Origin of the sequence: Anaeromyxobacter sp. K, assembly GCF_000020805.1 — a bacterium.
Classification (GTDB): Bacteria; Myxococcota; Myxococcia; order Myxococcales; family Anaeromyxobacteraceae; genus Anaeromyxobacter; species Anaeromyxobacter dehalogenans.
In genome coordinates, this window is record NC_011145.1 from 4,231,978 (window position 1) to 4,254,914 (window position 22,937).

Annotated in this window: 18 protein-coding genes; 10 read left to right on the top strand and 8 right to left on the bottom strand. The window is 75.7% G+C overall.

Translation table 11 applies throughout. The annotated features are described in order from the left end of the window. Nucleotides 1-205: 205 nt before the first annotated feature. The gene (locus tag ANAEK_RS18930; RefSeq protein WP_012527736.1) at nucleotides 206-1,252 is read right to left on the bottom strand and encodes an aminoglycoside phosphotransferase family protein; all 1,047 of its coding nucleotides are present in this window, start codon (nucleotides 1,250-1,252) and stop codon (nucleotides 206-208) included. Between the two features lie 113 nt (nucleotides 1,253-1,365). Between ANAEK_RS18930 and ANAEK_RS18935 the strand changes: the two genes are divergently transcribed. The 3 genes from ANAEK_RS18935 to ANAEK_RS18945 are packed head-to-tail and all read left to right on the top strand — an operon-like array spanning nucleotide 1,366 to nucleotide 4,598. Beyond that, on the top strand, nucleotides 1,366-2,745 hold the full coding sequence (locus ANAEK_RS18935; RefSeq protein WP_012527737.1) for a pyridoxal-phosphate dependent enzyme: 1,380 nt from the start codon (nucleotides 1,366-1,368) through the stop codon (nucleotides 2,743-2,745). A gap of 27 nt (nucleotides 2,746-2,772) precedes the next feature. Continuing rightward, nucleotides 2,773-3,945, top strand: coding sequence for a cystathionine gamma-synthase (locus ANAEK_RS18940; RefSeq protein ID WP_012527738.1), 1,173 nt, complete (start codon nucleotides 2,773-2,775; stop codon nucleotides 3,943-3,945). 32 nt (nucleotides 3,946-3,977) lie between these two features. Then, nucleotides 3,978-4,598 (top strand): hypothetical protein, encoded by a 621-nt coding sequence (locus ANAEK_RS18945; protein ID WP_232288279.1) that lies wholly within the window; start codon nucleotides 3,978-3,980, stop codon nucleotides 4,596-4,598. Nucleotides 4,599-4,616: 18 nt separating this feature from the next. Here the strand turns inward: ANAEK_RS18945 and ANAEK_RS18950 are convergent, their stop codons facing one another. From ANAEK_RS18950 to ANAEK_RS18960, 3 genes are all read right to left on the bottom strand, one after another. Beyond that, entirely contained in the window at nucleotides 4,617-5,840 is a 1,224-nt protein-coding gene (locus ANAEK_RS18950; RefSeq protein WP_012527740.1) for an MFS transporter, read from the bottom strand. Continuing rightward, nucleotides 5,837-7,312: an MDR family MFS transporter gene (locus ANAEK_RS18955; protein WP_012527741.1), complete on the bottom strand. Its 1,476-nt coding sequence runs from the start codon at nucleotides 7,310-7,312 to the stop codon at nucleotides 5,837-5,839. Before ANAEK_RS18955 ends, ANAEK_RS18950 begins: the two co-directional genes overlap by 4 nt. Nucleotides 7,313-7,416: 104 nt before the next feature. Continuing rightward, complete coding sequence (locus ANAEK_RS18960; RefSeq protein WP_012527742.1) at nucleotides 7,417-7,647, bottom strand: DUF2892 domain-containing protein; 231 nt, start codon at nucleotides 7,645-7,647, stop codon at nucleotides 7,417-7,419. A 90-nt stretch (nucleotides 7,648-7,737) separates the two neighbouring features. On the opposite strand from ANAEK_RS18960, the gene ANAEK_RS18965 reads away from it, so the two are divergent. Further along, complete coding sequence (locus ANAEK_RS18965) at nucleotides 7,738-9,822, top strand: hypothetical protein (protein ID WP_012527743.1); 2,085 nt, start codon at nucleotides 7,738-7,740, stop codon at nucleotides 9,820-9,822. A 51-nt stretch (nucleotides 9,823-9,873) separates the two neighbouring features. On the opposite strand, the gene ANAEK_RS18970 is transcribed toward ANAEK_RS18965, so the two are convergent. After that, a complete protein-coding gene (locus ANAEK_RS18970; RefSeq protein WP_012527744.1) occupies nucleotides 9,874-10,188 on the bottom strand; it encodes a hypothetical protein in 315 nt (104 codons plus the stop codon). Between the two features lie 121 nt (nucleotides 10,189-10,309). Here ANAEK_RS18970 and ANAEK_RS18975 point away from each other — a divergent pair, with 121 nt between their 5' ends. Next, a complete protein-coding gene (locus ANAEK_RS18975) occupies nucleotides 10,310-10,594 on the top strand; it encodes a hypothetical protein (RefSeq protein WP_157376714.1) in 285 nt (94 codons plus the stop codon). On the opposite strand, the gene ANAEK_RS18980 is transcribed toward ANAEK_RS18975, so the two are convergent. Next, nucleotides 10,549-12,630, bottom strand: a complete 2,082-nt coding sequence (locus ANAEK_RS18980; RefSeq protein WP_012527746.1) for an amylo-alpha-1,6-glucosidase — start codon at nucleotides 12,628-12,630, stop codon at nucleotides 10,549-10,551. The two genes, ANAEK_RS18975 and ANAEK_RS18980, sit on opposite strands and share 46 nt — an antisense overlap. Beyond that, nucleotides 12,627-14,537, bottom strand: a complete 1,911-nt coding sequence (gene treZ / locus ANAEK_RS18985; RefSeq protein ID WP_049778415.1) for a malto-oligosyltrehalose trehalohydrolase — start codon at nucleotides 14,535-14,537, stop codon at nucleotides 12,627-12,629. The genes ANAEK_RS18980 and treZ overlap by 4 nt, the downstream gene beginning before the upstream one ends. Nucleotides 14,538-14,635: 98 nt before the next feature. Between treZ and ANAEK_RS18990 the strand changes: the two genes are divergently transcribed. The 3 genes from ANAEK_RS18990 (at nucleotide 14,636) to ANAEK_RS19000 (ending at nucleotide 18,345) form a co-directional block, all read left to right on the top strand. Beyond that, nucleotides 14,636-15,457 (top strand): hypothetical protein, encoded by an 822-nt coding sequence (locus ANAEK_RS18990; protein ID WP_012527748.1) that lies wholly within the window; start codon nucleotides 14,636-14,638, stop codon nucleotides 15,455-15,457. A 203-nt stretch (nucleotides 15,458-15,660) separates the two neighbouring features. Continuing rightward, nucleotides 15,661-17,241, top strand: coding sequence for a methyl-accepting chemotaxis protein (locus tag ANAEK_RS18995; RefSeq protein ID WP_012527749.1), 1,581 nt, complete (start codon nucleotides 15,661-15,663; stop codon nucleotides 17,239-17,241). A 45-nt stretch (nucleotides 17,242-17,286) separates the two neighbouring features. Beyond that, nucleotides 17,287-18,345: an NADH:flavin oxidoreductase/NADH oxidase gene (locus ANAEK_RS19000; protein WP_012527750.1), complete on the top strand. Its 1,059-nt coding sequence runs from the start codon at nucleotides 17,287-17,289 to the stop codon at nucleotides 18,343-18,345. Between the two features lie 24 nt (nucleotides 18,346-18,369). Here the strand turns inward: ANAEK_RS19000 and ANAEK_RS19005 are convergent, their stop codons facing one another. After that, entirely contained in the window at nucleotides 18,370-20,661 is a 2,292-nt protein-coding gene (locus tag ANAEK_RS19005) for a nitric-oxide reductase large subunit (RefSeq protein ID WP_012527751.1), read from the bottom strand. Nucleotides 20,662-20,853: 192 nt separating this feature from the next. On the opposite strand from ANAEK_RS19005, the gene ANAEK_RS19010 reads away from it, so the two are divergent. Together ANAEK_RS19010 and ANAEK_RS19015 are read left to right on the top strand one after the other, a co-directional pair. Then, nucleotides 20,854-21,708, top strand: a complete 855-nt coding sequence (locus ANAEK_RS19010; RefSeq protein WP_012527752.1) for an MBL fold metallo-hydrolase — start codon at nucleotides 20,854-20,856, stop codon at nucleotides 21,706-21,708. A 58-nt stretch (nucleotides 21,709-21,766) separates the two neighbouring features. Continuing rightward, nucleotides 21,767-22,936, top strand: coding sequence for a class I SAM-dependent rRNA methyltransferase (locus ANAEK_RS19015; protein WP_012527753.1), 1,170 nt, complete (start codon nucleotides 21,767-21,769; stop codon nucleotides 22,934-22,936). The last annotated feature ends 1 nt before the right edge of the window (nucleotide 22,937 follow it).

Below are 22,937 nucleotides of genomic sequence, written 5' to 3' on the forward strand. Positions count from 1 at the left end.
CCCGCCCCGGGTGCGGCACCGTGCCGCACACGCTCGGTGGACGCGGGACGCCGGAACGCCCCAGGTCCCGCGCGCTTGGGACCACCGGGGGCAGGTATTCGCAGCCCAGCCGCGATCGGGTATGGGTCAACCCAGGGTCCGCGGTTCGGCCCCGTTCTTGCTCCGACAGTGATGGCGCGGCGCGCCGCCCGAGCCCAGGCGCCAGCTAGGGCGCCAGCTCGGGCACGTGGCGCGCGAGGACGCGCTGGAGCTCCGCCAGCTCGGTACGGCGCGCGAACGCGTCGCGCACGTAGCGCAGCGAGGCCGGGATGGAGACCAGGAACCCCGGGTTCCCCTTCACGCGGTCGATGAACACGAAGCGCCCGGCGTCCTTCAGCTTGCGCTGGACGGTGAGCAGGTCGAACGTGGCGCGGAACGGCCCGTACTCGAGGCGCGGACCGCCGGCGGCCGCGAACCGGTCCAGCCAGCGGCGCAGGAGCGCGTCGATCAGCTCGGGCGGGAGCTCCACGTAGCTGTCGCGCAGCAGCGCCACCAGGTCGTACTGGCGCGGCCCGAGCAGCGCGTCCTGGAAGTCGATCACCGCCTGCGCGCCGGAGGGCAGCACCATGATGTTGCGCGACTGGTAGTCGCGGTGGGTGAACCCGCGCGGCTCCGCCGCGAGCGCCGCCGCGATCCGGTCGAAGTCGCGGTCCACCACCGCGCGCTCCTCCGGCGAGAGCCGCGCGCCCTTCCAGGCCTCGAGCCCCCACTCCACGAAGTGGTCCAGCTCCCAGCGGTACAGCTCCTGGTCGAACGCGCGGGTGAACGCGACGCACGCGTCCGGCCGGGCCTCCGCCGCGGCGCGCAGCCGGGCGAGCTGATCGATCGCGTCCTCGTACAGGCGCGCGCGGGGCGCGCCGGCGAGCAGGCGCGTCTCGAGCATGTCGTCGCCGAGGTCCTCCAGCACCATCAACCCCTCGGCCTCCTCGAACGCGAGGATGGCGGGGACGCGCACGCCCAGGCCAGAGAGGTAGCGCTGCACGTCGACGAACGGGTTCACCGCGGGCGCGCCGCCCTTCGTGACCTCCTCCGGCTTCGCGTCCGGCGGCATCACCATGACCACGTGCGAGCGCGGGCGCTCGCCGACCCGCCAGTAGCTGCGCAGCGACGCGTGGCCGGCCAGGCGCCGCACCGGCGCGCGGGAGACGTCCTCGCCGGTGGCGCGCGCCACCGCGGCGCGGACGCGGGCCTCGGTCTCGTGGGGTTCGCTCATGCCGTGGGCATCTCCTCTGGGTCGCGCCGCGCCGGTCCGGCGCGTTGACGCGGGTCACGCCGCCTGCCTATAACGCCGGGATTCCCGTCGATCTTTCCGGATCCGGAGCCCCCATGGCCTACCACGAGACCGTCCTCTCCGCGATCGGGCACACGCCGCTCGTCCGCCTGCAGAAGCTCACCGGTCCCGACGACGCGACCGTGCTCGTGAAGCTCGAGTACCTGAACCCCGGCGGCTCCATCAAGGACCGCATGGCGGTGCACATCCTCGAGAAGGCGGAGCGCTCCGGGCTGCTGCGGCCGGGCGGCACCATCGTCGAGAACACGAGCGGCAACACCGGCGTGGGCCTGGCCATGGCGGCGGCGGTGAAGGGGTACCGCTGCGTGTTCACCATGCCGGACAAGATGTCGAAGGAGAAGCAGGACACGCTGAAGGCGTTCGGCGCGAAGGTGATCGTGACGCCGACCAACGTGCCGGCCGACTCGCCCGACAGCTACTACTCGGTGGCGAAGCGCATCGCGGCCGAGACGCCCAACAGCTTCTACGTGAACCAGTACCACAGCCTCGACAACGTCGAGGCCCACTACCAGCTCACCGCCCCGGAGATCTGGGAGCAGACCGGCGGCCGGCTCGACGCGTTCGTGGCCGGCCTCGGCACCGGCGGGACCATGAGCGGCTGCGGGAAGTTCTTCAAGGAGAAGGCCCCCGCCATCCTCAACGTCGGCGTGGACCCGATCGGCTCGGTGTACCACTCGATGTTCAAGACCGGGAAGCTCTCGCAGCCCCACGTCTACAAGGTGGAGGGCATCGGCGAGGACATGATGTGCGGCGCGATGGACCTCTCGGTCCTCGACGACGTCCGCCAGGTGAACGACGCCGACGCCTTCGTGATGGCGCGCCGGCTCGCCCGCGAGGAGGGCGTCCTCGCCGGCGGCTCCTCCGGCGCGGCGGTGCACGTCGCGGTGAAGCTCGCGAAGGAGCTGGGCAAGGGCAAGGTGATCGTGGTGCCGCTGCCCGACGGCGGGCGCGCCTACATCTCGAAGTTCTACTCGGACGAGTGGATGCGCGACAACGGCTTCCCGGTGGGCGCCGGGGGCCCGGTCTCCGCCGCCACCGTGAAGGACATCCTCGGCCGCCGCCGCGGCGAGGTCATCTCCGCGCGCAAGACCGACAAGGTCGAGGCGGTGGTGAAGAAGATGAAGGAGCACGACATCTCGCAGATGCCGGTGGTGGACGACACCGGCCGCGCCACCGGGATGATCCACGAGTACGACCTGCTCAACTTCCTCATCGAGGGGAAGCACCGCCTCACCGAGGTGGTCGAGCCGCTGGTGCAGCCGCTGCAGGGCGTGGTGGAGCCGGACACGGCGCTCTCGCGCCTCCGCGACATCTTCAACGACGACCACGTGGCGGTGGTGAAGGAGGGCGACCGGGTCACCGGCATCGTGACCAAGATCGACCTCATCGAGTTCCTGGCGCAGCGGCTCCGCTAGCCGCCCCGCCCCTCCCACGGAGCGACCATGGCCGACGCCGAGACGAAGCCCGGGTTCGACACCCTCGCCATCCACGCCGGCCAGGCGCCGGATCCGACCACCGGCGCGATCATGACGCCGGTGTACCTGTCCTCCACCTACGTGCAGGCCTCGCCCGGCGTGCACAAGGGCTTCGAGTACTCGCGCACCCGCAACCCGACGCGCGACGCGCTCCAGGGCTGCCTGGCGGCGCTGGAGGGCGGCCGGCACGCGCTCGCGTTCGCCTCCGGCCTCGCCGCCACCGACGCCATCCTCCACCTGCTCCAGTCGGGCGACCACGTCCTCGCCTCGGACGACGTGTACGGCGGCACCTTCCGCATCTTCGACAAGGTGTTCCGCCGCCACGGGCTGGAGTTCTCGCACGTGGACATGAGCGACCCGCGCAACGTCGAGCGCGGGCTGCGCCCGAACACGCGGCTGGTGTGGATCGAGAGCCCCACCAACCCGATGCTGAAGATCGTGGACCTCGCCGAGGTGGCGCGGATCGCGCGGGCGCACGGCGCGCGCACGGTGGTGGACAACACCTTCGCCACCCCGTACTTCCAGCGGCCGCTCGAGCTCGGGATCGACTTCGTCGCCCACTCCACCACCAAGTACCTGAACGGCCACTCCGACGTGATCGGCGGGGCGGTGGTGACCTCCGACGACGCCCTGCACGAGCGGCTCGCGTTCCTGCAGAACGCGGTGGGCGGCGTGCCCGGCCCGCTCGACAGCTTCCTGGTGCTGCGCGGGCTGAAGACGCTGCACGTCCGCATGCAGCGGCACGCCGAGAACGCGCTCGCGCTGGCGCGCTTCCTCGAGGGCCACCCGCAGGTGGAGCGGGTCACCTACCCCGGCCTCGCCTCGCACCCGCAGCACGCGCTCGCCGCCCGGCAGATGAAGGGCTTCGGCGGCATGCTCACGTTCGTGATCCGCGGCGGCCTGCCCGCGGCGCGCGCGTTCCTCGAGCACGTGCGGATCTTCGCGTGCGCGGAGTCGCTCGGCGGCGTGGAGAGCCTCATCGAGCACCCGGCCATCATGACCCACGCGTCGGTGCCGAAGGAGACGCGCGAGGCGCTCGGGATCGCGGACGGCTTCATCCGCGTCTCCGCCGGGATCGAGGCGGTGGACGACCTCCGCGCCGACCTCGAGCGCGGCTTCGCCGCCGCGCGCCGCGCGTGACGGCGGCCCCGGTCCGTGCCACGCTCGCGGGCATGAGACCGCTCGCCCTCGCCTGCCTCGCCGCCCTCCTCGCCGTCCTCGCGCCCGGGGCCGCCCGGGCCGGCGACGAGGGCCCCGACGCGCAGGTGCTGGCGCTCCGGGTCGGCGCCTGGATCCCGGCCGGCCCGTCCATGGCCGGCCTCGACCCCGGCCCGGAGGGTGAGCTCACGCTCGGCCTCCGCCTGCTCCCCTGGCTCGGCGCCGAGATGGGCGCGGGCGTCGCCCGCCCGTCCTCGACGTCCGCGGCCGTGCGCGACGCCGCCGGGGTGGCGCGCACGGTGGAGCCGCGGCTGTGGGACGTGCCGGTGGGCGGCGGGCTGCGCGCGTTCCTGGCCGCCGGCCCGGTGGAGCTCTCGGCCGCGGCCGGCGTCGCGGTGCACTTCGTGAGCGCCGAGCGCGACGTGGCGAGCAGCGCCACCACCGCGGTCACGACCGAGCAGGAGGAGGACGCGTCGCTCGGCGGATGGGCCGCGGTCGCGGCCATGCTGCCGGTGGGACGCCACACCTCGCTCGGCGTGGAGGGCCGGTTCACCGTGCTGCGCCCGCACCTGTTCGGCGAGCGGCAGCGCCTCGACGCGTTCGCGGCCGGGCTGCGGATCGCGCAGGGGTTCTGAGGCGGCGGGCCCCCGCGCTCACCGCTCCTCGGGCGGGCGCAGCGCGCGGAAGCGCCGCCAGAGCAGCAGGTCGTACAGGACCTTGAGGCCGCCCGCGACCAGGAACGGGACGCTCGCCAGCGCGCCGGCGCCGGCGTAGAGCGGCCCCGCCACCACCGGCGCCAGCGCCGAGCCCACCGTCCGCGCGATGCCCGTCACCCCCGCCGCGGCGGAGCGCTCGTCCGGATCCACCACCGCGACCGTGTAGGACTGGCGCGTCGGGACGTCCATCTGCGAGATGGAGAAGCGCAGCAGCAGGACGCCGATGGCGAGCGGCAGCGTGGGCATGAGCGGGACCAGCGCCAGCAGCAGGTTCGAGGGCAGGTGCGTCGCCACCATGGTGTTCACGAGGCCGATGCGCCGCGCGATGGCCGAGGCGGACAGCGCCGAGATCCCGGCGAGCACGTTCGCGCCGAAGAAGATCGCGCCGATGGTGGCGGGGCTGGCGCCGAACCGGCGGTGGAACCACCAGGCCACGAAGCTCTGCACCACCAGGCCGCCCGCGAACGCGTCCAGCGAGAACAGCGCGGAGAGCTCCAGCACGATGCGCCGGGAGCGGTGCAGGCCGAGGAACGCGGCGCGCGGCGAGGCCGCGGGGCGCGGGGCGGTCTCCACGCGCGAGGTCAGGCGCAGGAACAGCGCCGCGAGCGCGAGGCCGAGCGCGCCGTAGAGCGCGGTGACGGCGCGGTAGGAGGCGAGCGGGGCGAGGCCGCGGCGCTGCAGGCCCCCCGCGAGCGCCCCGCCGGCGAGCGCGCCGAGCGCCGTCGCGACCGCGCCGACGAGCTGGTACCAGGCGAACGTCGCCGTCCGGCGTCCCGACGGGACCGCCTCGGTGAGCGCCGCCTGCTCGATGGCGAGGAACGGCCCCACCTCGTTGCCGGAGGGGCTCATCACGCCGACCGTCGCCGCGAGCAGCAGCAGCGGGAACGCGGTGGTGGCGGAGAACGCGGCGCCCGCGAGCACCATGAGCAGCGCGCCCAGCACGAGCATGCGGCGGCGGCCGATCCGGTCGGCGCGGGTGGTGATCCAGAGCGACAGGGCGGTGTCGCCGAGCAGCGTGAGCGTGAGCAGCGCGCCGATGCGCGGCTGGTCGAGCCCGGCGGCCTCGAGGTGCAGCACCAGCACCACCGAGAGCAGGCCGTACGCGAACAGCCGCACGGCGCGGGTCGCGAACAGCGTGACGACGTCGGCGGGGCGGCTCACGGGCGGTCCGGGGCCGGCGGCGCCCCGGCGCCGGCGCGCTCCGGGCTCCGCGCCTCGAGCGCGAGGCGCGGGAACCGCAGCGCCACCGCGAACGCCGCGCCCGCGATCACGGCCACCGCCGCGAAGATGATGCCCATGGCGCCCTGCAGCGCCCCCGCGAGCGGCGCCAGGATGCTCGCGTCGATCGAGGCCCGCTCCGGCCCGAGCAGCCGCGACACCAGCGCCCCGTCGGCGCCGCCGCTCGCGAGCGCGTGCGCGAGCACGCCGCCGAGCACGCCCACCGAGAGCGTGCCGCCGATGGTGCGGAAGAACATGGTGGTGGCGGTCGCGACCCCGCGGCGGTTCCAGGGCACGCTCGCCTGCACCGCGATGACGAGCGGCGTGGAGGCGAGGCCCATGCCGGCGCCGTACGCGAACGCCAGCGCCTGGGGCACGAGGAGCGGCACGCCCGGCCGGAGCAGCAGCGCGAGCGCGACGGCGGCGAGCGCGGTGAGGCCCATGCCGGCCCGGACCAGCACGCGGTAGCCGGTGCGCGGGAGGAGCCGCCCGGAGAGCGCGCTGCAGATGGGCCACCCGACGGCCATGGACGCGATGGCGCTGCCCGCCTGCGTGGGCGTCCCGCCCAGCACGCTCTGCACCCAGAGCGGCACGAACGTGACCATGCCCAGCATCGCCGCGCCGAGCAGCGCGTTCGCCGCGGAGGACACCGCGATGACGCGGTCGCGGAACAGGTCGAGCGGGAGGAGCGGCTCCGGCGCCCGCCGCTCCACCGCGAGGAAGGCCGCCAGGGCGACGGCGGCGAGCGGCAGGGCCAGCAACCCGGCGGCGGGCGAGCGCACCGCGAGCAGCGCGGAGACGACCGCGATCGAGAGCAGCGCCGCCCCGGCCACGTCGAGGCGGTGGGCGTGGCGCTCGGGGCGCTCGTGGTAGACGAGCGCCAGCACCAGCGCCGAGCCGAGGCCGAACGGCACGTTCAGCCAGAACACCCAGCGCCAGGAGGCGAGGTGCACGATCGCGCCGCCGAGCAGCGGCCCGACCAGGCCGGCGATGCCCCAGACGGCGCCGAACACGCCCTGGATGCGCGCGCGCTCCTGCGGCTCGAACAGGTCGCCGGCGATGGTGAGCGTGACGGGCTGGATGGCGCCGGCGCCCAGCCCCTGCAGCGCCCGCGCGGCCACGAGCGCCTCCATGGACCGGGCCATCCCGCAGGCGATCGAGCTCGCCACGAACAGCGCCAGCCCGAACAGCATCACCACCTTGCGGCCCTTCAGATCGGCGAGCTTGCCGTAGATGGGCACGCTCACCGTGGCGGTGAGCATGTAGGCGGCGAACGCCCAGGCGTACAGCGCCAGCCCGCCCAGCTCCCCCACCACCGACGGCATGGCGGTCGAGACGACCGTCATCTCCATCGCGGCGAGGAACATCCCGAGGAGCAGGGCGACGACGGTGAGTCCGCGGTGGGTCCGGCGCATGGTCGTCCGCGCGTTTAGCGCCGCCCGCCGGGCGCGTCAACGCGGAGCGCAGGGCGGGCTCGCCCGCCGAGGGAGGGCGGGCCCGGCGTGCGTGCGGCGGGGGCTCAGCGCTGCGACGAGGCGGGGACGGCGGCGCCCCGCAGGCCGGCCTTCCGCATGATGATCTCGGCCGGGCAGAAGCCGGTGAAGCCGCTCTGGAACAGGTTCGCGCCCACGAACACGGTGAGCCAGAGCCAGCGGGCGTTCACGAAGAGCGGGCTCGCCTCGACGCCCAGCAGGAGCGATACGAGGATGAAGGTCCCGGCCAGGATGCGGACACCGCGTTCGGCGGTCATGACGAGTCTCCTTCGGGGCGTCCGGCGCCCCTCATTGCAGGCGTGAGAGGCCGGGAACGCCGGGAAGGGTTCGCGGTAGAGTGCGCGGCCATGTCCATCGCCGCCGCGACCCTGGTCGCCCTCGCCATGACCGCAACCCCGAAGCCCCCGCCCGCCCTCGCCCGCGCCGTCGATCGCTGCACCGCCGCCCTGGTCGCGAAGCACGGCGACGCCGAGCGGGATCGCGCCGCCCGCGGCGCCGCCCAGGCGGCGGCGTTCTGGCGGCCGTCGGACGGCGACGCGAAGGCGTTCGAGGCGCTCTGCGTCGAGCAGTTCCGCCCCCGCGGGAGCGACCTCGACCAGACCTTCAAGCGCTTCGAGGCGAGCTTCGAGGCGCTCGACGGCAACGGCCTGGAGATCGCCCGGACGCTCTCCTCCTTCGCGCAGCTGGACGTCGGGCCGATGCAGCCGGTGGACGGCCTGCTCGCCGCCTACGACCCGTCCGCCCACGCGGTGGACGACCTGTTCGACGGGAAGATCGCGTTCGCGGCGCTGCTCAACTTCCCGCTCACCACGCTCGACGAGCGGCTCCGCCAGGGCGAGGCCTGGTCCCGGCGCCAGTGGGCCGAGGCGCGGCTCGCGAACCGCTTCGCGCGCCGCGTGCCCGCGGCGGTGAACCGCGACATCGCGAAGGCCGGCGCGGACGCCGACCTCTACATCGCCGACTACAACGTCTACGTGCACCACCTGGTGGACGACCAGGGGGCGCGCCCGTTCCCGAAGGGCAAGCGGCTCCTGTCGCACTGGAACCTGCGCGACGAGCTGAAGGCGCAGTACGCCGACCCGCAGGGCCTGGCGCGGCAGCGCGCCATCGCCAAGGTGATGGAGCGGATCGTGACGCAGACCATCCCGGCCGCGGTGGTGAACGACCCGGCGGTGGACTGGAACCCGTGGACGAACGCGGTGCGCCCCGCGCCGGCCGACGCCATCGAGGGCGGGGCGAAGCCGCGCGCGAAGGTGGACGGCGCGCGCGAGGCCGACGTGCGCTACGCCCGCATCCTCGCGAACTTCCGGGCGCAGCGCGCCGCGGACCCGTACTCGCCCTCGGTGCCCACGCTCATCGCCCGCAAGTTCGAGCTGGAGCGCGAGCTGCCCGAGGCCCGGGTGGTCGCGATGCTGGAGGAGGTGCTGGGCGCGCCGGAGATCAAGCGCATCGCGGCGCTCATCGAGGCGCGGCTCGGGCGCAAGCTGGAGCCGTTCGACATCTGGTACCCGGGCTTCAAGCCGCGCTCGCGCCAGTCGGAGGCGGAGCTGGACGCGATGACGCGCAAGCGCTACCCGACGCCGGCCGCGTTCGCGAAGGACCTCCCGAACGTGCTCCAGCGCCTCGGGTTCGCGCCGGAGAAGGCCGCCTGGCTCGCGGAGCGGATCGCCGTGGACCCGGCCCGCGGCTCGGGCCACGCCATGGGCGCCGCGCGCCGCGGCGACCAGGCGCACCTGCGCACCCGCGTCGGCCCGGACGGCATGGACTACAAGGGCTTCAACATCGCCGTCCACGAGCTGGGCCACAACGTCGAGCAGACGTTCTCGCTCTACGGCGTGGACTCGACGCTGCTGCAGGGCGTGCCGAACACCGCCTTCACCGAGGCGATCGCGTTCGTGTTCCAGGCGCGCGACCTCGAGGTGCTGGGGCTACCCGGCCCCGGCGCGGAGGAGCAGCGGCTGCGCGCGGTGAGCGACCTGTGGGACGCCTACGAGATCTCCGGCGTGGCGCTGGTGGACCTCGGGATCTGGAAGTGGATGTACGCGCACCCGCAGGCGACCCCGGCGCAGCTCCGCGAGGCGACGCTCGGGATCGCGCGCGACGTGTGGAACCGCTGGTACGCGCCGGTGCTGGGCGCCCGCGACGTCCCGCTGCTCGCGATCTACTCGCACATCGTCTCGAACGTCCTCTACGTCCCCGACTACCCGGTGGGCCGGCTCATCTCGGCGCAGATAGAGGACCACCTCGCCGCGCTGCCGAAGGGCGCGACGCTCGGCTCGGAGATCGAGCGGATGACCACGGTGGGCGCGGTCTCGCCGGATCTGTGGATGAAGAAGGCCACCGGCGCGCCCGTCTCCGCCACCCCGCTCGTCCGCGCCGCGGCCCGCGCGCTCGACGCGATGCCGGCGCAGGGCGCGACCGGGAGCCGGTAGGCGCGCGACGGCTCCGCCCCCGGCGCGCGTCGCCGCCCCGGGGGCTCGCCGTCAGCGCGCGGCGCCGGCGTCCTGCGCGCCGGCGCTCCCGCAGGTCCGGCACGAGGCCACGAACGCGTGCGCCTCGTCGTAGCCGCCCACGAAGCAGCGGCGGCCGCCGGGCGCGTCGTCGTAGACCGCCACCGCGCGGCTGTACGAGAAGGCGGGCTCGAACTCCTCCCAGCCCACCTCCTGCAGCTCCGCCGGGCACGACTCGCCCGGCATCGCCAGCGCGAGCCGGCCGCTCGCCTCCTCGCGGCAGGGCCGGGCCGCGCGGGCCTCGGCCCAGCGGCGCAGCTCGACGACGTCCTGCGTGGTGCGAAGCATGGCGGCTCCTTCCGTCGCGGGGTGCGGGCCCGGACATGGCGGGCGCGGCCGGCGCGCGCACGAGAAGATGGAAGGGCCCCCCGCGCGGCGCCGGCGCCGGCGGATGCGCAGCATGCGGGGCATGGCCGAGAACGAGTGGACGGACGGGGCGGCCGACCGGGCGCGCGAGGCGGCCGAGCGGCGCGAGACCGGCGGGGCGAGCGTGCCGGCGGGTGGATCGAAGGGGCCGGGGGACCTGCGCGTGCCGGCCGAGCGACGGGAGCCGCCGCAGGGGTCGCCGGAGGAGCCGCCGCGGCGCGCGGGCGTGGTGCCGCCGCCGGAGCGCGAGGAGGCGCCGGAGCTGCTGGGCGAGCAGAGCGACTACCCCATCTCGCGGCCGGATCCCGACCGCGAGCCGGGGTCCTGAGCTTCGGCGCCGGCGACGCGCAGCAGCGTGCGGATCAGCTCCGCGACGCCCCACGCCTGCGCCACGCAGCCGCGCGGCGTGTACGGCGGCTCGGCGTCGAACACCTCGGAGATCTGCCCGAGGCAGGCGTGGCCGAGCTCGCCCACGAGCCCGTCGAGCGCCCGCCGCGCGCCCTCCAGGTCGCCGGGGTGCACCCGCAGCCACGCGTCCACCCACGGGCCGATGAGCCAGCTCCACACCGTGCCCTGGTGGTAGGCCGCGTCGCGGGTCCGCAGGTCGCCGTGGTACGTCGCCTTGTAGTCCGGGTGGTCGCGGGACAGCGACCGCAGCCCCACCGGCGTGAGCAGCCGCTCGCGCACCGTCTCGAGCACCGGGGCCCACCGGTCGCGCTCGAGCACCGGGCTGGGCAGCGCGATGGCGAGGAGCTGGTTGGGCCGGCACGCGGGATCGTCCCGCCCGTCCTCGCCGTCCACCACGTCGAACAGCTGCCGCCCCGCCGCGTTCCAGAAGCGCCGGTTGAAGGACGCGCGGGCGCGCGCCGCCGCAGCTCCCGCGGCCCGGGCCGCCTCGCCCTCCCCCTCCTCCTCGAGCCAGCGCGCCAGGTTCGCGAGCGCGTTGAACCACAGGGCGTTGATCTCGACCGCCTTGCCGCGGCGCGGGGTGACCACCCAGCCCTCCACCTTCGCGTCCATCCAGGTGAGCTGGTAACCCTGCTCGCCCTGCCGGAGCAGCCCGTCCTCCGGGTCCACCCCGATGCCGAAGCGCGTGCCGCGCTGGTGGTGCGCGACCACGTCCCGAAGCACCGGCAGCAGGCGGCGCAGGAGCTGCCGGTCGCCGGTGGTCCGCACGTACCGGTCCACCGCGTGGAACATCCAGAGCGTCGCGTCGGCGGTGTGGTACAGCCCCTCCGCGTCGCCCTCGGGGAACAGGTTGGGGATGAGCCCGTCGCGCGCGTGGCGGGCGAACGCGCGGAGGATCGCCGCGGCGTCGCGCGCGCGGCCGGTGCAGAGCGCCAGGCCCTCGAGCGAGATCATCGTGTCGCGGCCCCAGTCGGTGAACCAGTGGTAGCCGGCGATCACGGTGCGCGGCGCGTCGCCCTCGGCGCGCGCCTGCGCCTCCTCCTGCACCCGGCCGGCGGGCTCGACCACGAACGCGTCGGCGGCGAGCACCAGCTCGGCCGCGGGGCCCTGCCGCGCCGCCTCCGGCGCGCGGGCCAGCAAGGCCTCCCGCCGCGCGCGCTCTGCCCGGAGCGCCTCCTCGGGCGCGAGCGCCGTCACCCGCTCCCACGGCTCGGTGGACGCGACCAGCGTCACCGGCGCCTCGCGCCCGAGGTCCACGCGGAAGCGCCCCGGGCTGAACAGGTCGCCCTGCGTGTCGTAGCCGCGGCTCGCCTCCACGCGGTAGACCACCTCGGCGAGCCGCTCCTCCTCCACCGTGAACGCGGCGCGGGCGCCGTGGAGGACCAGGCGCAGCGGCGGGAAGCGCGGGTCGTCGCCGGAGACCTCGAAGCGCCCGCGCGCCGTCGCCAGGCGGTAGGCCGTCACCGGCCCGGACACCGGCGCGTCGTGGGGACGGAAGTGGACGCCGGGCCGCAGCGTGAGCCGCACCGGGCCCTCGCCGTCGAGGAGGCGGTAGGAGACGTGGACCGTGTTCTGGCCGTGCACGAGCACCACGCGCCGCTCCAGCACCAGCCCGCCGAGCCGGTAGGTCCACACCGGCAGCCCGCCCTCGAGCCGGAACGCGCGCAGGTGCTCCGCACCGTGCAGCGCGAGCCCCACCGAGCGCTCGTCCCCGGCCAGCCGGATGGCCCGGCCGTCGGGGAGCCGGACCCGGTCGGAGAGGTGCGAGAGCATCACCGCGCGCCCGACGCCCGGCAGCGCCGCCACGAGCAGCCCGTGGTAGCGCCGCGTGCAGGCGCCGGCGAGCGTGCCGCTGGCGTAGCCGCCGAGGCCGTTCGCGACCAGCCACTCGCGCTCGAGCAGCGCCTCGGCGCCGTCGCCCGGCGCCCAGCCCTGCCGCACCGGAAGCTCGATCACGCCGCGCCCTCCGCGCCCGGCTCGAGCAGCAGCGCGGCGTGCGCCGGCACCCGCCACCCGGCCGCGTCGTCGAGGGCCGGCGTCCCCGCGCCGCCGTAGCGCGGGTCCTCGGTGGAGATCGCGACGCGCCAGGCGTGCCCCTCCGGCGGCGCGACCAGCGGCTCCGGCAGCGCGTCCGCCTCGAGATCCGGGCCCAGGTTCACGAGCAGGAGCCGGTCGCCCGCGCCGTCGGCGAGCCAGCGGAGGCAGAGCGCCTCCGGGGCGAGCACCGCCCCGTCCAGCTCGTCCCCGGCGTCGCCGAGCGCCGGCATCCGCCGGCGCAGCTCCAGCAGGTCGCGGTGGAGCGCGCGGAGCTCGCGCCCGGCGGCGCGCTCGGCCGGATCGAGCCGGCAGCGCGCGAACGTGTCCGGATCGGCGGGATCCGGGAGCCGGTCGCGCATGTCCGGCCCGGCCACGCCCGGGAACTGGCGCAGGAACGCGGCGCGCCCCTCGCGCACCCGGTGCCCGAGCTCGCCGCCGTGGTCGGCGAAGTAGAGGAACGGCCGCGTCGAGCCGAACTCGGCCCCCTGGAACAGGAGCGGGGTCCAGGGCCCGAGGAGCAGCAGCGCGGTGAGCGCGCGGTGGCGCCCGGGGCTGGTCAGCGCGCGCAGCCGCTCGCCGCGCGGGTGGTTCGCCACCTGGTCGTGGTTCTCGAGGTACGCGACGAACGCGCGCGCGGGCAGCCCGCGGGTGGTGCGGCCGCGGCGCTTGCCCTGCCAGGCGTAGCGCTGCCCCTGGAACAGGTAGCCGCGCTTCGCGGCCGAGATCAGCTCCTGCGGCGCGCCGCGGTGATCGTGGTAGTACGCGCCGCGCCGGCCGGTGGCCGCGACCACCGCGGAGTGGTGCAGGTCGTCGTTCCAGGCGAGGTCGAGCCCCATGCCGCCCTCGGCGCGCGGCCGGAGCAGCGCGGTGTCCTGGGGCTCGTTCTCGGCGACCACCAGGATGCTCCGGCCCGCGGCGGCCGCGGCCGCCCGCGCGCGCCGGGCGACGAGCGCCACCACGTGCTCCTCCGAGGCGTCGAACATGCCCTGGGTGGCGTCGAGGCGCAGGCCGTCGAGGTGGTACTCGGAGATCCAGGCGGCGGCGCTGTCGGCGACGAGCTCGCGCACCGGCCCGGCGTCGTCGCCGTCGAAGTTCAGCGGATCGCCCCACTCTCCCCGGTACCGCGTCGAGAAGAAGCCCGGTGCGAACTCCCGCAGGTAGCAGCCGTCGGGGCCGAGGTGGTTGTAGACCACGTCGAGCAGCACCCCGAGCCCGAGCGCGTGCGCGCGGTCCACGAAGCGCCGGAAGTCGTCCGGCGCGCCGTAGAGCCGGGTGGGCGCGAACAGGTCCACGCCGTCGTAGCCCCAGCCGAACCTGCCCGGGAACTCCGCCACCGGCAGGACCTCGACGGCGGTGACGCCCAGCTCGGCGAGGCCGAGCAGCTCGCGCTCCGCCGCGGCCCAGGTGCCCTCCGGCGTGAACGTCCCGACGTGCAGCTCGTACAGCACCTGCCCGCGCGGCCGGAGCCCGCGCCAGCCCGCGTCGGTCCAGCCGAAGCGCGACGGGTCCACCACCTGCGACGGTCCGTGCGGCCCTTCCGGCTGGAAGCGCGAGGCGGGATCCGGGTAGGCCGCCCCGCCGTCCAGCCGGTAGCGGTAGCGCGCCCCGTCCCCCAGGCCCGGCACCAGCCCCGCGTGCCAGCCGCCGGGCTCGGCCGCGAGCGCGTGGCAGCCGGCGCGCGCGCCCTCGAGGCGCACCTCGACCTGCGCGCAGGCCGGGGCCCACACGCGAAAGTGCACGCCCCCGTCCGCCACCTCGGCCCCGGCGGCGAGCCGGCGGCGCGGGACGGAGGGTGGCGCCTTCGCCGGCGGAGCGTCGATCCTCACGCACGTCACCGTAAGGCGCCCGCCGCCCGACGGCGCCCCGGGCCGCGGCGCCGTGGTGGCCGCGCCGTGGTTAGCGTGACGTGCGGACGGGGGCGGTCATGACACTCGGGATGATCCGGCGCGGGCGATCGGGCCGGGCGGCGGCGATCGGGGCGGGCGGGCTGGCGGCCGCCTCGGCGCTCGCGTCGCTGGCGTGGTTCCTCTCGCCGGGGCAAGGGGCGGAGCGGCGGGCGCGCGCCACCAGGGCGTTGCGGCAGGCGCCGGGGAAGGCGCGCGCGCAGCTCGAGCGGCTGGAGGTGCGCGCGTCGCTCACCGCGGAGCGCGCGGCCGGGGCGGTCCAGCAGGCCCGCGCCGCCGCCGCGCGGCGCCCCGAGCGGCCGGCCGGCGCCGCGGCGGGCTTCCTGCTCGTGCGCGCGCTCGTCGGGCGCGGCCTGCTCCACATCCCGGGCGGCCTCGTGGGCGCGTGGCTGCTGGCGCGGACGGCGCCCGCGCGGCGCGCGTTCGCGGCGACGTCGGGCGCGCTCCGGGGCGCGGCGGCGCGGCTGCGCGGCCTGCGAGGCGGCGCGCCGGCGGCGGGGCACGCCCGGCGCGAGCCGGAGGTGGTCGAGGTGAAGAGCCCCGCCGAGCTGGAGGCCGGGGTGGCGCGTGGGCGGCCGGAGCCGACGTACCGCGATCGTGCCGACCGGAGCGGCCCGCACATGCGGCACGGCTCCGTTCCCCGCGCGCGACGGGCGCCCGCGCCGGCGCTCCACTCGCCGGGCAGCGACGACGTGGCGCCGCGCGCCGACTTCGACGCGCCGGATCCGGGCGCCTCCGTCCGGACCTCGGAGCTCGGCGCCGTGGAGCCGCGAGAGGGCGAGCCCGCCGCGGAGGACGAGGGCGAGCCGGGTGGGCGCGAGCCCACCGGCGATGGCGGGTGACCCGCTGCGCCGCCGCGCCGACCCGGAGGCTCGACCCACCCGCCCCGAGTCGAACCGTACGTACGGGTGAACGCGCACCGGGCGGGGCGCAAGCCGTTGAAAACATGTGCTTACGCTCCGCGTGGATCTGACCCGCGCGGGACGGCGCACCCATCGGCACGAACCTTCCATTGGGCTCGGGCGGGGAGCCCCTTGGAGGACGGATGCTGCACGCACTCGCCAACCTGTCGATCTCCACCCGCCTTCGCCTGGTGCTGCTCGCCGGCGCCGCCGGCCTGTTCCTGCTCTCGTGGCAGTCGGTCCGCGTGCTGGAGGCGCGCATGCTCGCCGAGCGCCAGGCCAAGGTCCGCGCGCTGGTGGAGGCGGCGCAGGCGCTCGTCGAGCACCAGGGCGCCCGCGCCGCCCGCGGCGAGATCTCCGCCGAGGAGGCCCGCCGCGCGGCGCTCGAGGCGCTGCGCGCGCTCCGCTACGACGGCGCCGAGTACTTCTGGGTGAACGACCTCGAGCCGCGGATGGTCATGCACCCGACCAACCCGCAGCTCGACGGGCAGGACCTGTCCGGCTACCGGGACCCGAACGGCAAGCTGCTGTTCCAGGAGTTCGTCCGCACGGTGCGCGCGCGCGGCAGCGGCTTCGTGGACTACCTGTGGCCGAAGCCGGGCAGCACGGTGCCGGTGCCGAAGATCTCCTTCGTGACGCAGTACCAGCCCTGGGGCTGGGTCGTCGGCTCGGGCCTGTACGTGGACGACCTCGACGCGGCGGTCCGGAGCGAGGCGCGGCGGGTGCTCGGCACGGGCGCGCTCATCGTGGCGGTGATCCTGGGCGGCGCGGCGCTGGTGGCGCGCGGCGTCCGCCGCTCGCTCGCGCGGGCGGTGGAGGCGGCCGGCGCGGTGGCGTCCGGCGATCTCTCCGTGCGGATCCCCGACGCGGCGCGGGACGAGCCGGGCCGCGTGCTGGACGCGCTCTCCGGGATGGCCGATCGCCTGTCCGCGGTGGTGGGGGAGGTCCGCGGCGCCGCCGAGGCGATCGCCTCCGCGGCCGAGGAGACGCGCACGGTGGCGGGCGCGCTCGCGGAGGCGTCGAGCGGGCAGGCCTCCGACGTGGCCCGGTCCAGCGAGGCGGTCCGCGAGCTGGTCACCGAGATCGACGGCGCCGCCTCGGAGGCGCGGGCCACCGACGCGCTGGCGCGGCGCGCCGCGGAGGACGCCGGCGAGGGCGCCGGGGCGGTGCGCGAGACGGCGCTCGCCATGCGGGCCATCGCCGAGAAGATCGGCGTGGTGGGCGAGATCGCGTACCAGACCAACCTGCTCGCCCTCAACTCGGCCATCGAGGCGGCCCGCGCCGGCGTGCACGGCCGCGGGTTCGCGGTGGTCGCGACCGAGGTGCGGCGCCTGGCCGAGCGGAGCCGCGCCGCCGCGCAGGAGATCGGCGAGCTGGCCGGGGGCAGCGTGGCCGCGGCGGATCGCGCCGCCGAGCTGATCGCGCGCGCGCTGCCCTCCATCGGCGCCACCAGCGAGCGGGTGCAGCGCATCACCGAGGCCGCCGGCCGGCAGCACCAGGCGGCGCGGGCCATCGGCGACGTGCTGAACGGGCTCGCCGGCGCCTCCGAGCGCCAGGCGGCCGCCTCCGAGGAGCTGGCCGGCTCGGCCGCCGCGCTCTCCGACAACGCGGAGGAGCTGGCCCGGACGGTGGGCTGGTTCCGCGTGCCCGAGGGAGGAGCGGCCCTCGCGCCGCTGCCGGCCCGCGTCGAGGCGCCGCAGCGCCCCGGCCGCGAGGCTGCGTGAAAGTGTCGCTTGCGGACGGGGCGCGGCGGCGTTCCATTTGAGGACATGCACCTCTTCAGCCCGCTCGCGCTCCGCTCCGTCACCGTCCGCAACCGCATCGCCGCCTCCCCGATGTGCCAGTACTCGGCCAGCGAGGGCCGGGCCAACGACTGGCACCTCGTCCACCTCGGCGCGTTCGCCACCGGCGGCGTCGGGCTGGTGCTGGTCGAGGCCACCGGCGTCGAGGCCCGCGGCCGCATCTCGCCGCTCGACCTGGGCCTGTGGGAGGACGGGCAGATCGAGCCGCTCGCGCGCGTCGTGCGCTTCGCCGAGGGACAGGGCGCGGCCATGGGCATCCAGCTCGCCCACGCCGGCCGCAAGGCCTCCACCGCCGCGCCGTGGAGCGGCGGCGGGCCGGTGGCGGCGGCGGACGGCGGCTGGCAGCCGGTCGCGCCGAGCGCGCTGCCGTTCGCGGACGGCTACCCCACCCCCGCGGCGCTCGACCTCGCCGGGATCCGCGGCGTGGTGGACGCGTTCGCGGCCGCCGCCCGCCGCGCGCGCGCCGCGGGCTTCCGGGTGGTGGAGGTCCACGCGGCGCACGGCTACCTCCTGCACCAGTTCCTCTCGCCGCTCACCAACCGCCGCACCGACGCGTACGGCGGCGGCTTCGAGAACCGCACGCGCCTGGTGCGCGAGGTCACCGCGGCGGTGCGCGCCGCCTGGCCGGAGGAGCTCCCCGTGCTGGTCCGGATCTCCGCGACGGACTGGGTGGAGGGCGGCTGGGACGCGGAGCAGTCGGTCGAGCTGTGCCGCGCGCTGAAGGCGCTCGGGGCGGACCTGGTGGACGTCTCCACCGGCGGCCTCGTGCCCGGCGCGAAGATCCCCGCCGGCCCCGGGTACCAGACCGGCTTCGCCGAGCGGATCCGGCGCGAGGCCGGCGTCCCCACCGGCTCGGTCGGCATGATCACCTCCCCCGAGCAGGCGGACCACGTGATCCGCTCCGGCCAGGCCGACCTGGTGCTGCTCGCCCGCGAGCTGCTCCGCGACCCCCACTTCCCGCTCCGCGCGTCGAAGGTGCTGGGCCACGAGGGCCCGTGGCCGAAGCAGTACCTCCGCGCGCGGTAGCGCCGCGGCGGGCGCCGCCGTGGCTCAGGCGGGCCCGCCCGCGCGCGCGTCCTCCTCGGTGACGTCGGTGGCGCCCTCGGCCACGTGGCCGGTGCGGCGCAGCGACCAGCCGGTGGCGAGCCCCAGCACGAACCAGCCCAGCACCACCGCGCCGGCGGCGAACACCGTGTCGCCCGGCACGCGCAGCCAGCGCAGCGTGTTCATGAGCGGGGTCTGCATGAACTCGGCGCTGCGCGCCCACCAGGTGCCGCTCTCGACCGCCGCCCAGGTCTGCAGGATGCCCACCGGCAGCACCGAGATCATCACCATCATCGCCAGCCCCGCGTTGATGAGCCAGAACGACCACGCGATGGGGCGCTCCTTCCACGCCGCGCCGGGGCGCAGCGCGCGCAGGCAGAACAGCATCAGCCCGATGCCCAGCATGCCGTAGACGCCGAACAGCGCCGCGTGCCCGTGCACCGGGGTCGTGTTGAGCCCCTGCATGTAGTAGAGCGCGAGCGGCGGGTTGATGAAGAAGCCGAACAGCCCCGCGCCCACCAGGTTCCAGAACGCGACCGAGACGAAGAAGTAGATGGGCCAGCGGTACGCGCTCACCCAGGTCCGCGCCCGGGTGAGCCGGATGTTCTGCCAGACCTCGAGGCCCACCAGCGTGAGCGGGACCACCTCGAGCGCGCTGAACGTGGCGCCGAGCGCCATCACCGAGGACGGCGTGCCGGCGAAGTAGTTGTGGTGGAACGTGCCGACGATCCCGCCCGCCAGGAACACGGTGGTGGAGAAGAACGTCGCGCGCGTCGCCTTGTCCGGGTGGAGCAGCCCGAGGCGCACGAACAGGAACGCGATCACCACCGTCGCGAACACCTCGAAGAAGCCCTCGACCCACAGGTGCACCACCCACCAGCGCCAGTACTCCACCACCGCGAGGTTGGTGGTGCGGCCGTACATGAGCCCGGCGCCGTAGAACAGCGCGATGGCGAGGCTGGAGAGGACGAACAGGAGCAGGAGCGGCCGCGTGGCGCTGGGGCGCCGCAGGGCCGGCCAGAGCGCCCGGAGCATGAGGCCGAGCCACAGGAACAGGCCCACGAACAGGAAGATCTGCCAGAAGCGCCCCAGGTCCACGTACTCGTACCCCTGGTGGCCGAACCAGTACCAGCTCTCGCCGGGGAGCCGCTGCATCACCGACAGCCACTGCCCGGCGAGCGAGCCGATCACGATGACGAGCAGCGAGACGAACAGCAGGTTCACGCCGAGGCGCTGGCCCGGCGCCTCGGTGCCGGACACCGCCGGCCCCATGTACAGGCCGGTCGCGAGCCAGGCGGTCGCGATCCAGAAGATGCCGAGCTGCGTGTGCCAGGTGCGGGTCACCGAGTACGGCAGGATCTCGGCGAGCGGGAAGCCGTACAGCTTCGACCCCTCCACGCCGTAGTGCGCGGTGAGCGCGCCGAGCGCGATCTGCACCACCAGCAGCGCGGCCGCCACCCAGAAGTACTTCACGGTGGCCCGCTGGCTCGGCGTCGGGTTCAGCCCGAACAGCGGGTCGCGCAGCGGCAGCTCGTCCGCGGCCACCTCCGGCTCCTTGCGGCTGCCGTGGTACCAGGCGAGCGCGCCGATCCCGGCGAGCAGCAGCACGAACGAGATGACGCTCCAGACCACCGCCTGGCCGGTGGGGCGGTTCCCGACGAGCGGGTCGTGCGGCCAGTTCTGCGTGTACGTGACCTGCTCGCCGGGGCGGTCGGTCACCGCGGCCCACGCCGTCCACCAGAAGAACGCGGCCATGTCGCGCGCGCGCGCCGGGTCGGTCAGCGCGCCGGCCGGGATCGCGTACGCGTCCACGCCGTCGCGGAACACCGAGGCGTAGTGGCGCGCCAGCTCCTCGAACGCCGCGGCGCGCTCCGGGCCGACGCGGATGGTGCGGGCGTCCTCGCTGTAGGTGTTCTCGTGCAGCGTGGTGCGCAGCCGCTCGCGCAGCGCCGCCTGGCGCTCCGGCGACAGCGCCGCGTAGCGGCCGCCGCCCTCCGCCCGCGCCCACCGGTCGAGGATCGCGTTCGCCTCGCGGTGCAGCCAGTCCGCCGTCCAGTCCGGCGCCACGTACGCGCCGTGGCCCCACACCGAGCCGACCTCCTGGCCGCCGATCGACTGCCACACGTTCTGCCCGCGCAGGATCGCGCTGCCCTCGATCACGGTCGTGCCGCCCGGCCCGATCACGCGCTCCGGCAGCGGCGGCGCGGACGAGCGGATGCGGGGCGCGTAGCCGCCCAGGATGGCGAACGAGCCGGCGAGGACGACGAACAGCGCGATCCAGTGGGCACGATAGGGCACGGCGGACACCTCCGGCTGCAAGGTGGGTCCCGCGCTCGGGGTGGGCAGCGGGGACGCACGCGGGGTGCGGGCAATCTGGCGCCGGTCTCCACGCCGCGCCCGACCCTCTCGGGCCTCCACCGCAGGTGACGATGGCGCGCGGCGCCTCGCCGGGCGATCCGGCGGACGCGCGCGTGGTGTAGCGTTCGTTTCATGCGCGTCGGCAGGTACGAGATCGCGAGCCTGGTGGACGCACGGTACGCGGTGGACGGCGGGGCGCTGTTCGGGGTGGTGCCCCGGCCGCTCTGGGAGCGGCAGCTCGCGCCGGATGCCCGGCACCGCGTGCCGCTCGTGTCCCGCTGCCTGGTGGCGGTGGACCGCGCCGGGGGCCGGGTGGTGCTCGTGGACGTCGGCCTCGGCGACCGCTGGGACGCGCGGCGGCTCGAGCGCCACGCGGTGGACCGCGCCGGCGGCGGGCTGGACGCGGGGCTGGCGCGGCTGGGCCTGGCGCGCGGGGACGTCACCGACGTGCTCCTCACGCACCTCCACCTCGATCACGCCGGCGGCCTGGTGCGGCTCGATCCGGGCGGCGCGCCGCGGCTGGCGTTCCCGCGCGCGGTGCACCACCTGCAGCGCCGCGCGTGGCACTGGGCCCACTCGCCCAGCGAGAAGGACGCGCGCGGCTTCCTGCCCGAGGACTTCGAGCCGCTGGAGCGGTCGGAGCAGCTGCACCTCGTGGAGGGCGAGCTGCAGCTCTTCCCGGGCCTGGACCTGGTGGTCTCGGAGGGCCACACCGCCGGCCTGCAGCTGCCGCGCTTCGAGGGGGACGACGGCTCGCACCTCGTGTTCGCGGGCGACCTCATCCCCACCCACCTGCACCTTCGCCCGGCCTGGATCTCGGCCTGGGACGTGCAGCCGCTCCTCACGCTCGAGGAGAAGCGGGTGCTGATGGCCGAGGCGCTGGAGGACGACGGCGTGGTCGTGTTCGGCCACGACGCGCAGATGGCCGCCTGCCGCCTCCAGGAGGCGGACGGCCTGCCGGCGTTCCGGGAATCGGTCGAGCTGTAGCGGGCCTGCGCCGGTCTCCGCTGGCGCCGGAGCGCGTCCTCGGGTACGGAGTGCCGCCATGGACGAGCGGAAGGTGACGGTCACGCGCCGCGGCGCCGAGCGGATCGCCCGGGGCCACCTCTGGATCTACCGGACGGACGTGGAGAAGGCCCCGGCCGGCGCCGAGGCGGGCGACGTGGTGGCGCTGGTGGACGGGCGCGGGCGGTTCCTGGGGAAGGCGTTCTGGTCGGCGCGCTCCAAGATCGCGCTGCGGCTCGTCACCCGCGACGAGGTCCCGGTGGACGAGGCCTTCCTCGCCGCGCGCCTGTCGGACGCCATCGCGCTGCGGCGGCGGGTCTTCGGCGAGGAGCGCTTCGTGCGGCTGGTGCACGGCGAGGCCGACCTGTTCCCGGGCCTGGTGGCGGACCGCTACGGCGACGTGGGGGTGGTGCAGACGCTCGTGCCCGCCACCGACCGGCGCAAGGGGCTCATCGCCGAGCTGCTCGCGGGCGCGCTCGACCTGCGCACGGTGGTGGAGCGGAACGACGTGCGCGTGCGCGAGCTCGAGGGGCTGGAGCAGGTGAAGGGCGTGGTGCGCGGCCCCGCGCCCGGGCCGCTCGAGTACCGCGAGGGCGAGGTCCGGATGCGGCTGGACGTGCTCGCCGGCCAGAAGACCGGCGCGTTCCTCGACCAGCGCGAGAACCACCTGCGCGCCGGGGAGTACGCCACCGGCCGGTGCCTGGACTGCTTCAGCTACGCCGGCGGCTTCGCGCTCCACCTCGCGCGCCGCGCCGAGCGCGTCACCGCGGTGGAGATGCAGCCGGTCGCGGCCGGGCTCCTGCGCGAGAACGCGGCGCTGAACCGCGCCGAGAACCTGGAGGTCGTCGAGGAGAACGCCTTCGACTACCTGCGCGACCGCTCCGAGGAGGAGCCCGCCTTCGACCTGGTGGTGCTCGACCCGCCCGCGTTCGCGAAGAACAAGGAGTCGCTGCCGGCGGCGCGGCGCGGGTACAAGGAGGTGAACCTCCGCGCGCTGCAGGTGCTGGTGCCGGGCGGCATCCTGGTGACCGCCTCGTGCAGCTATCACCTGTCCCCCGAGATGCTGGAGGAGCTGGTGCTCGACGCCGCCAACGACGCCGGGCGCCGGGTGCAGGTGCTGGAGCGGCGCGGCGCCGGCCGCGACCACCCCGAGCTCGCCGGCGTGCCGGAGACCCGCTATCTGAAGTGCCTGTTCCTGCGGGTGCTGTGAG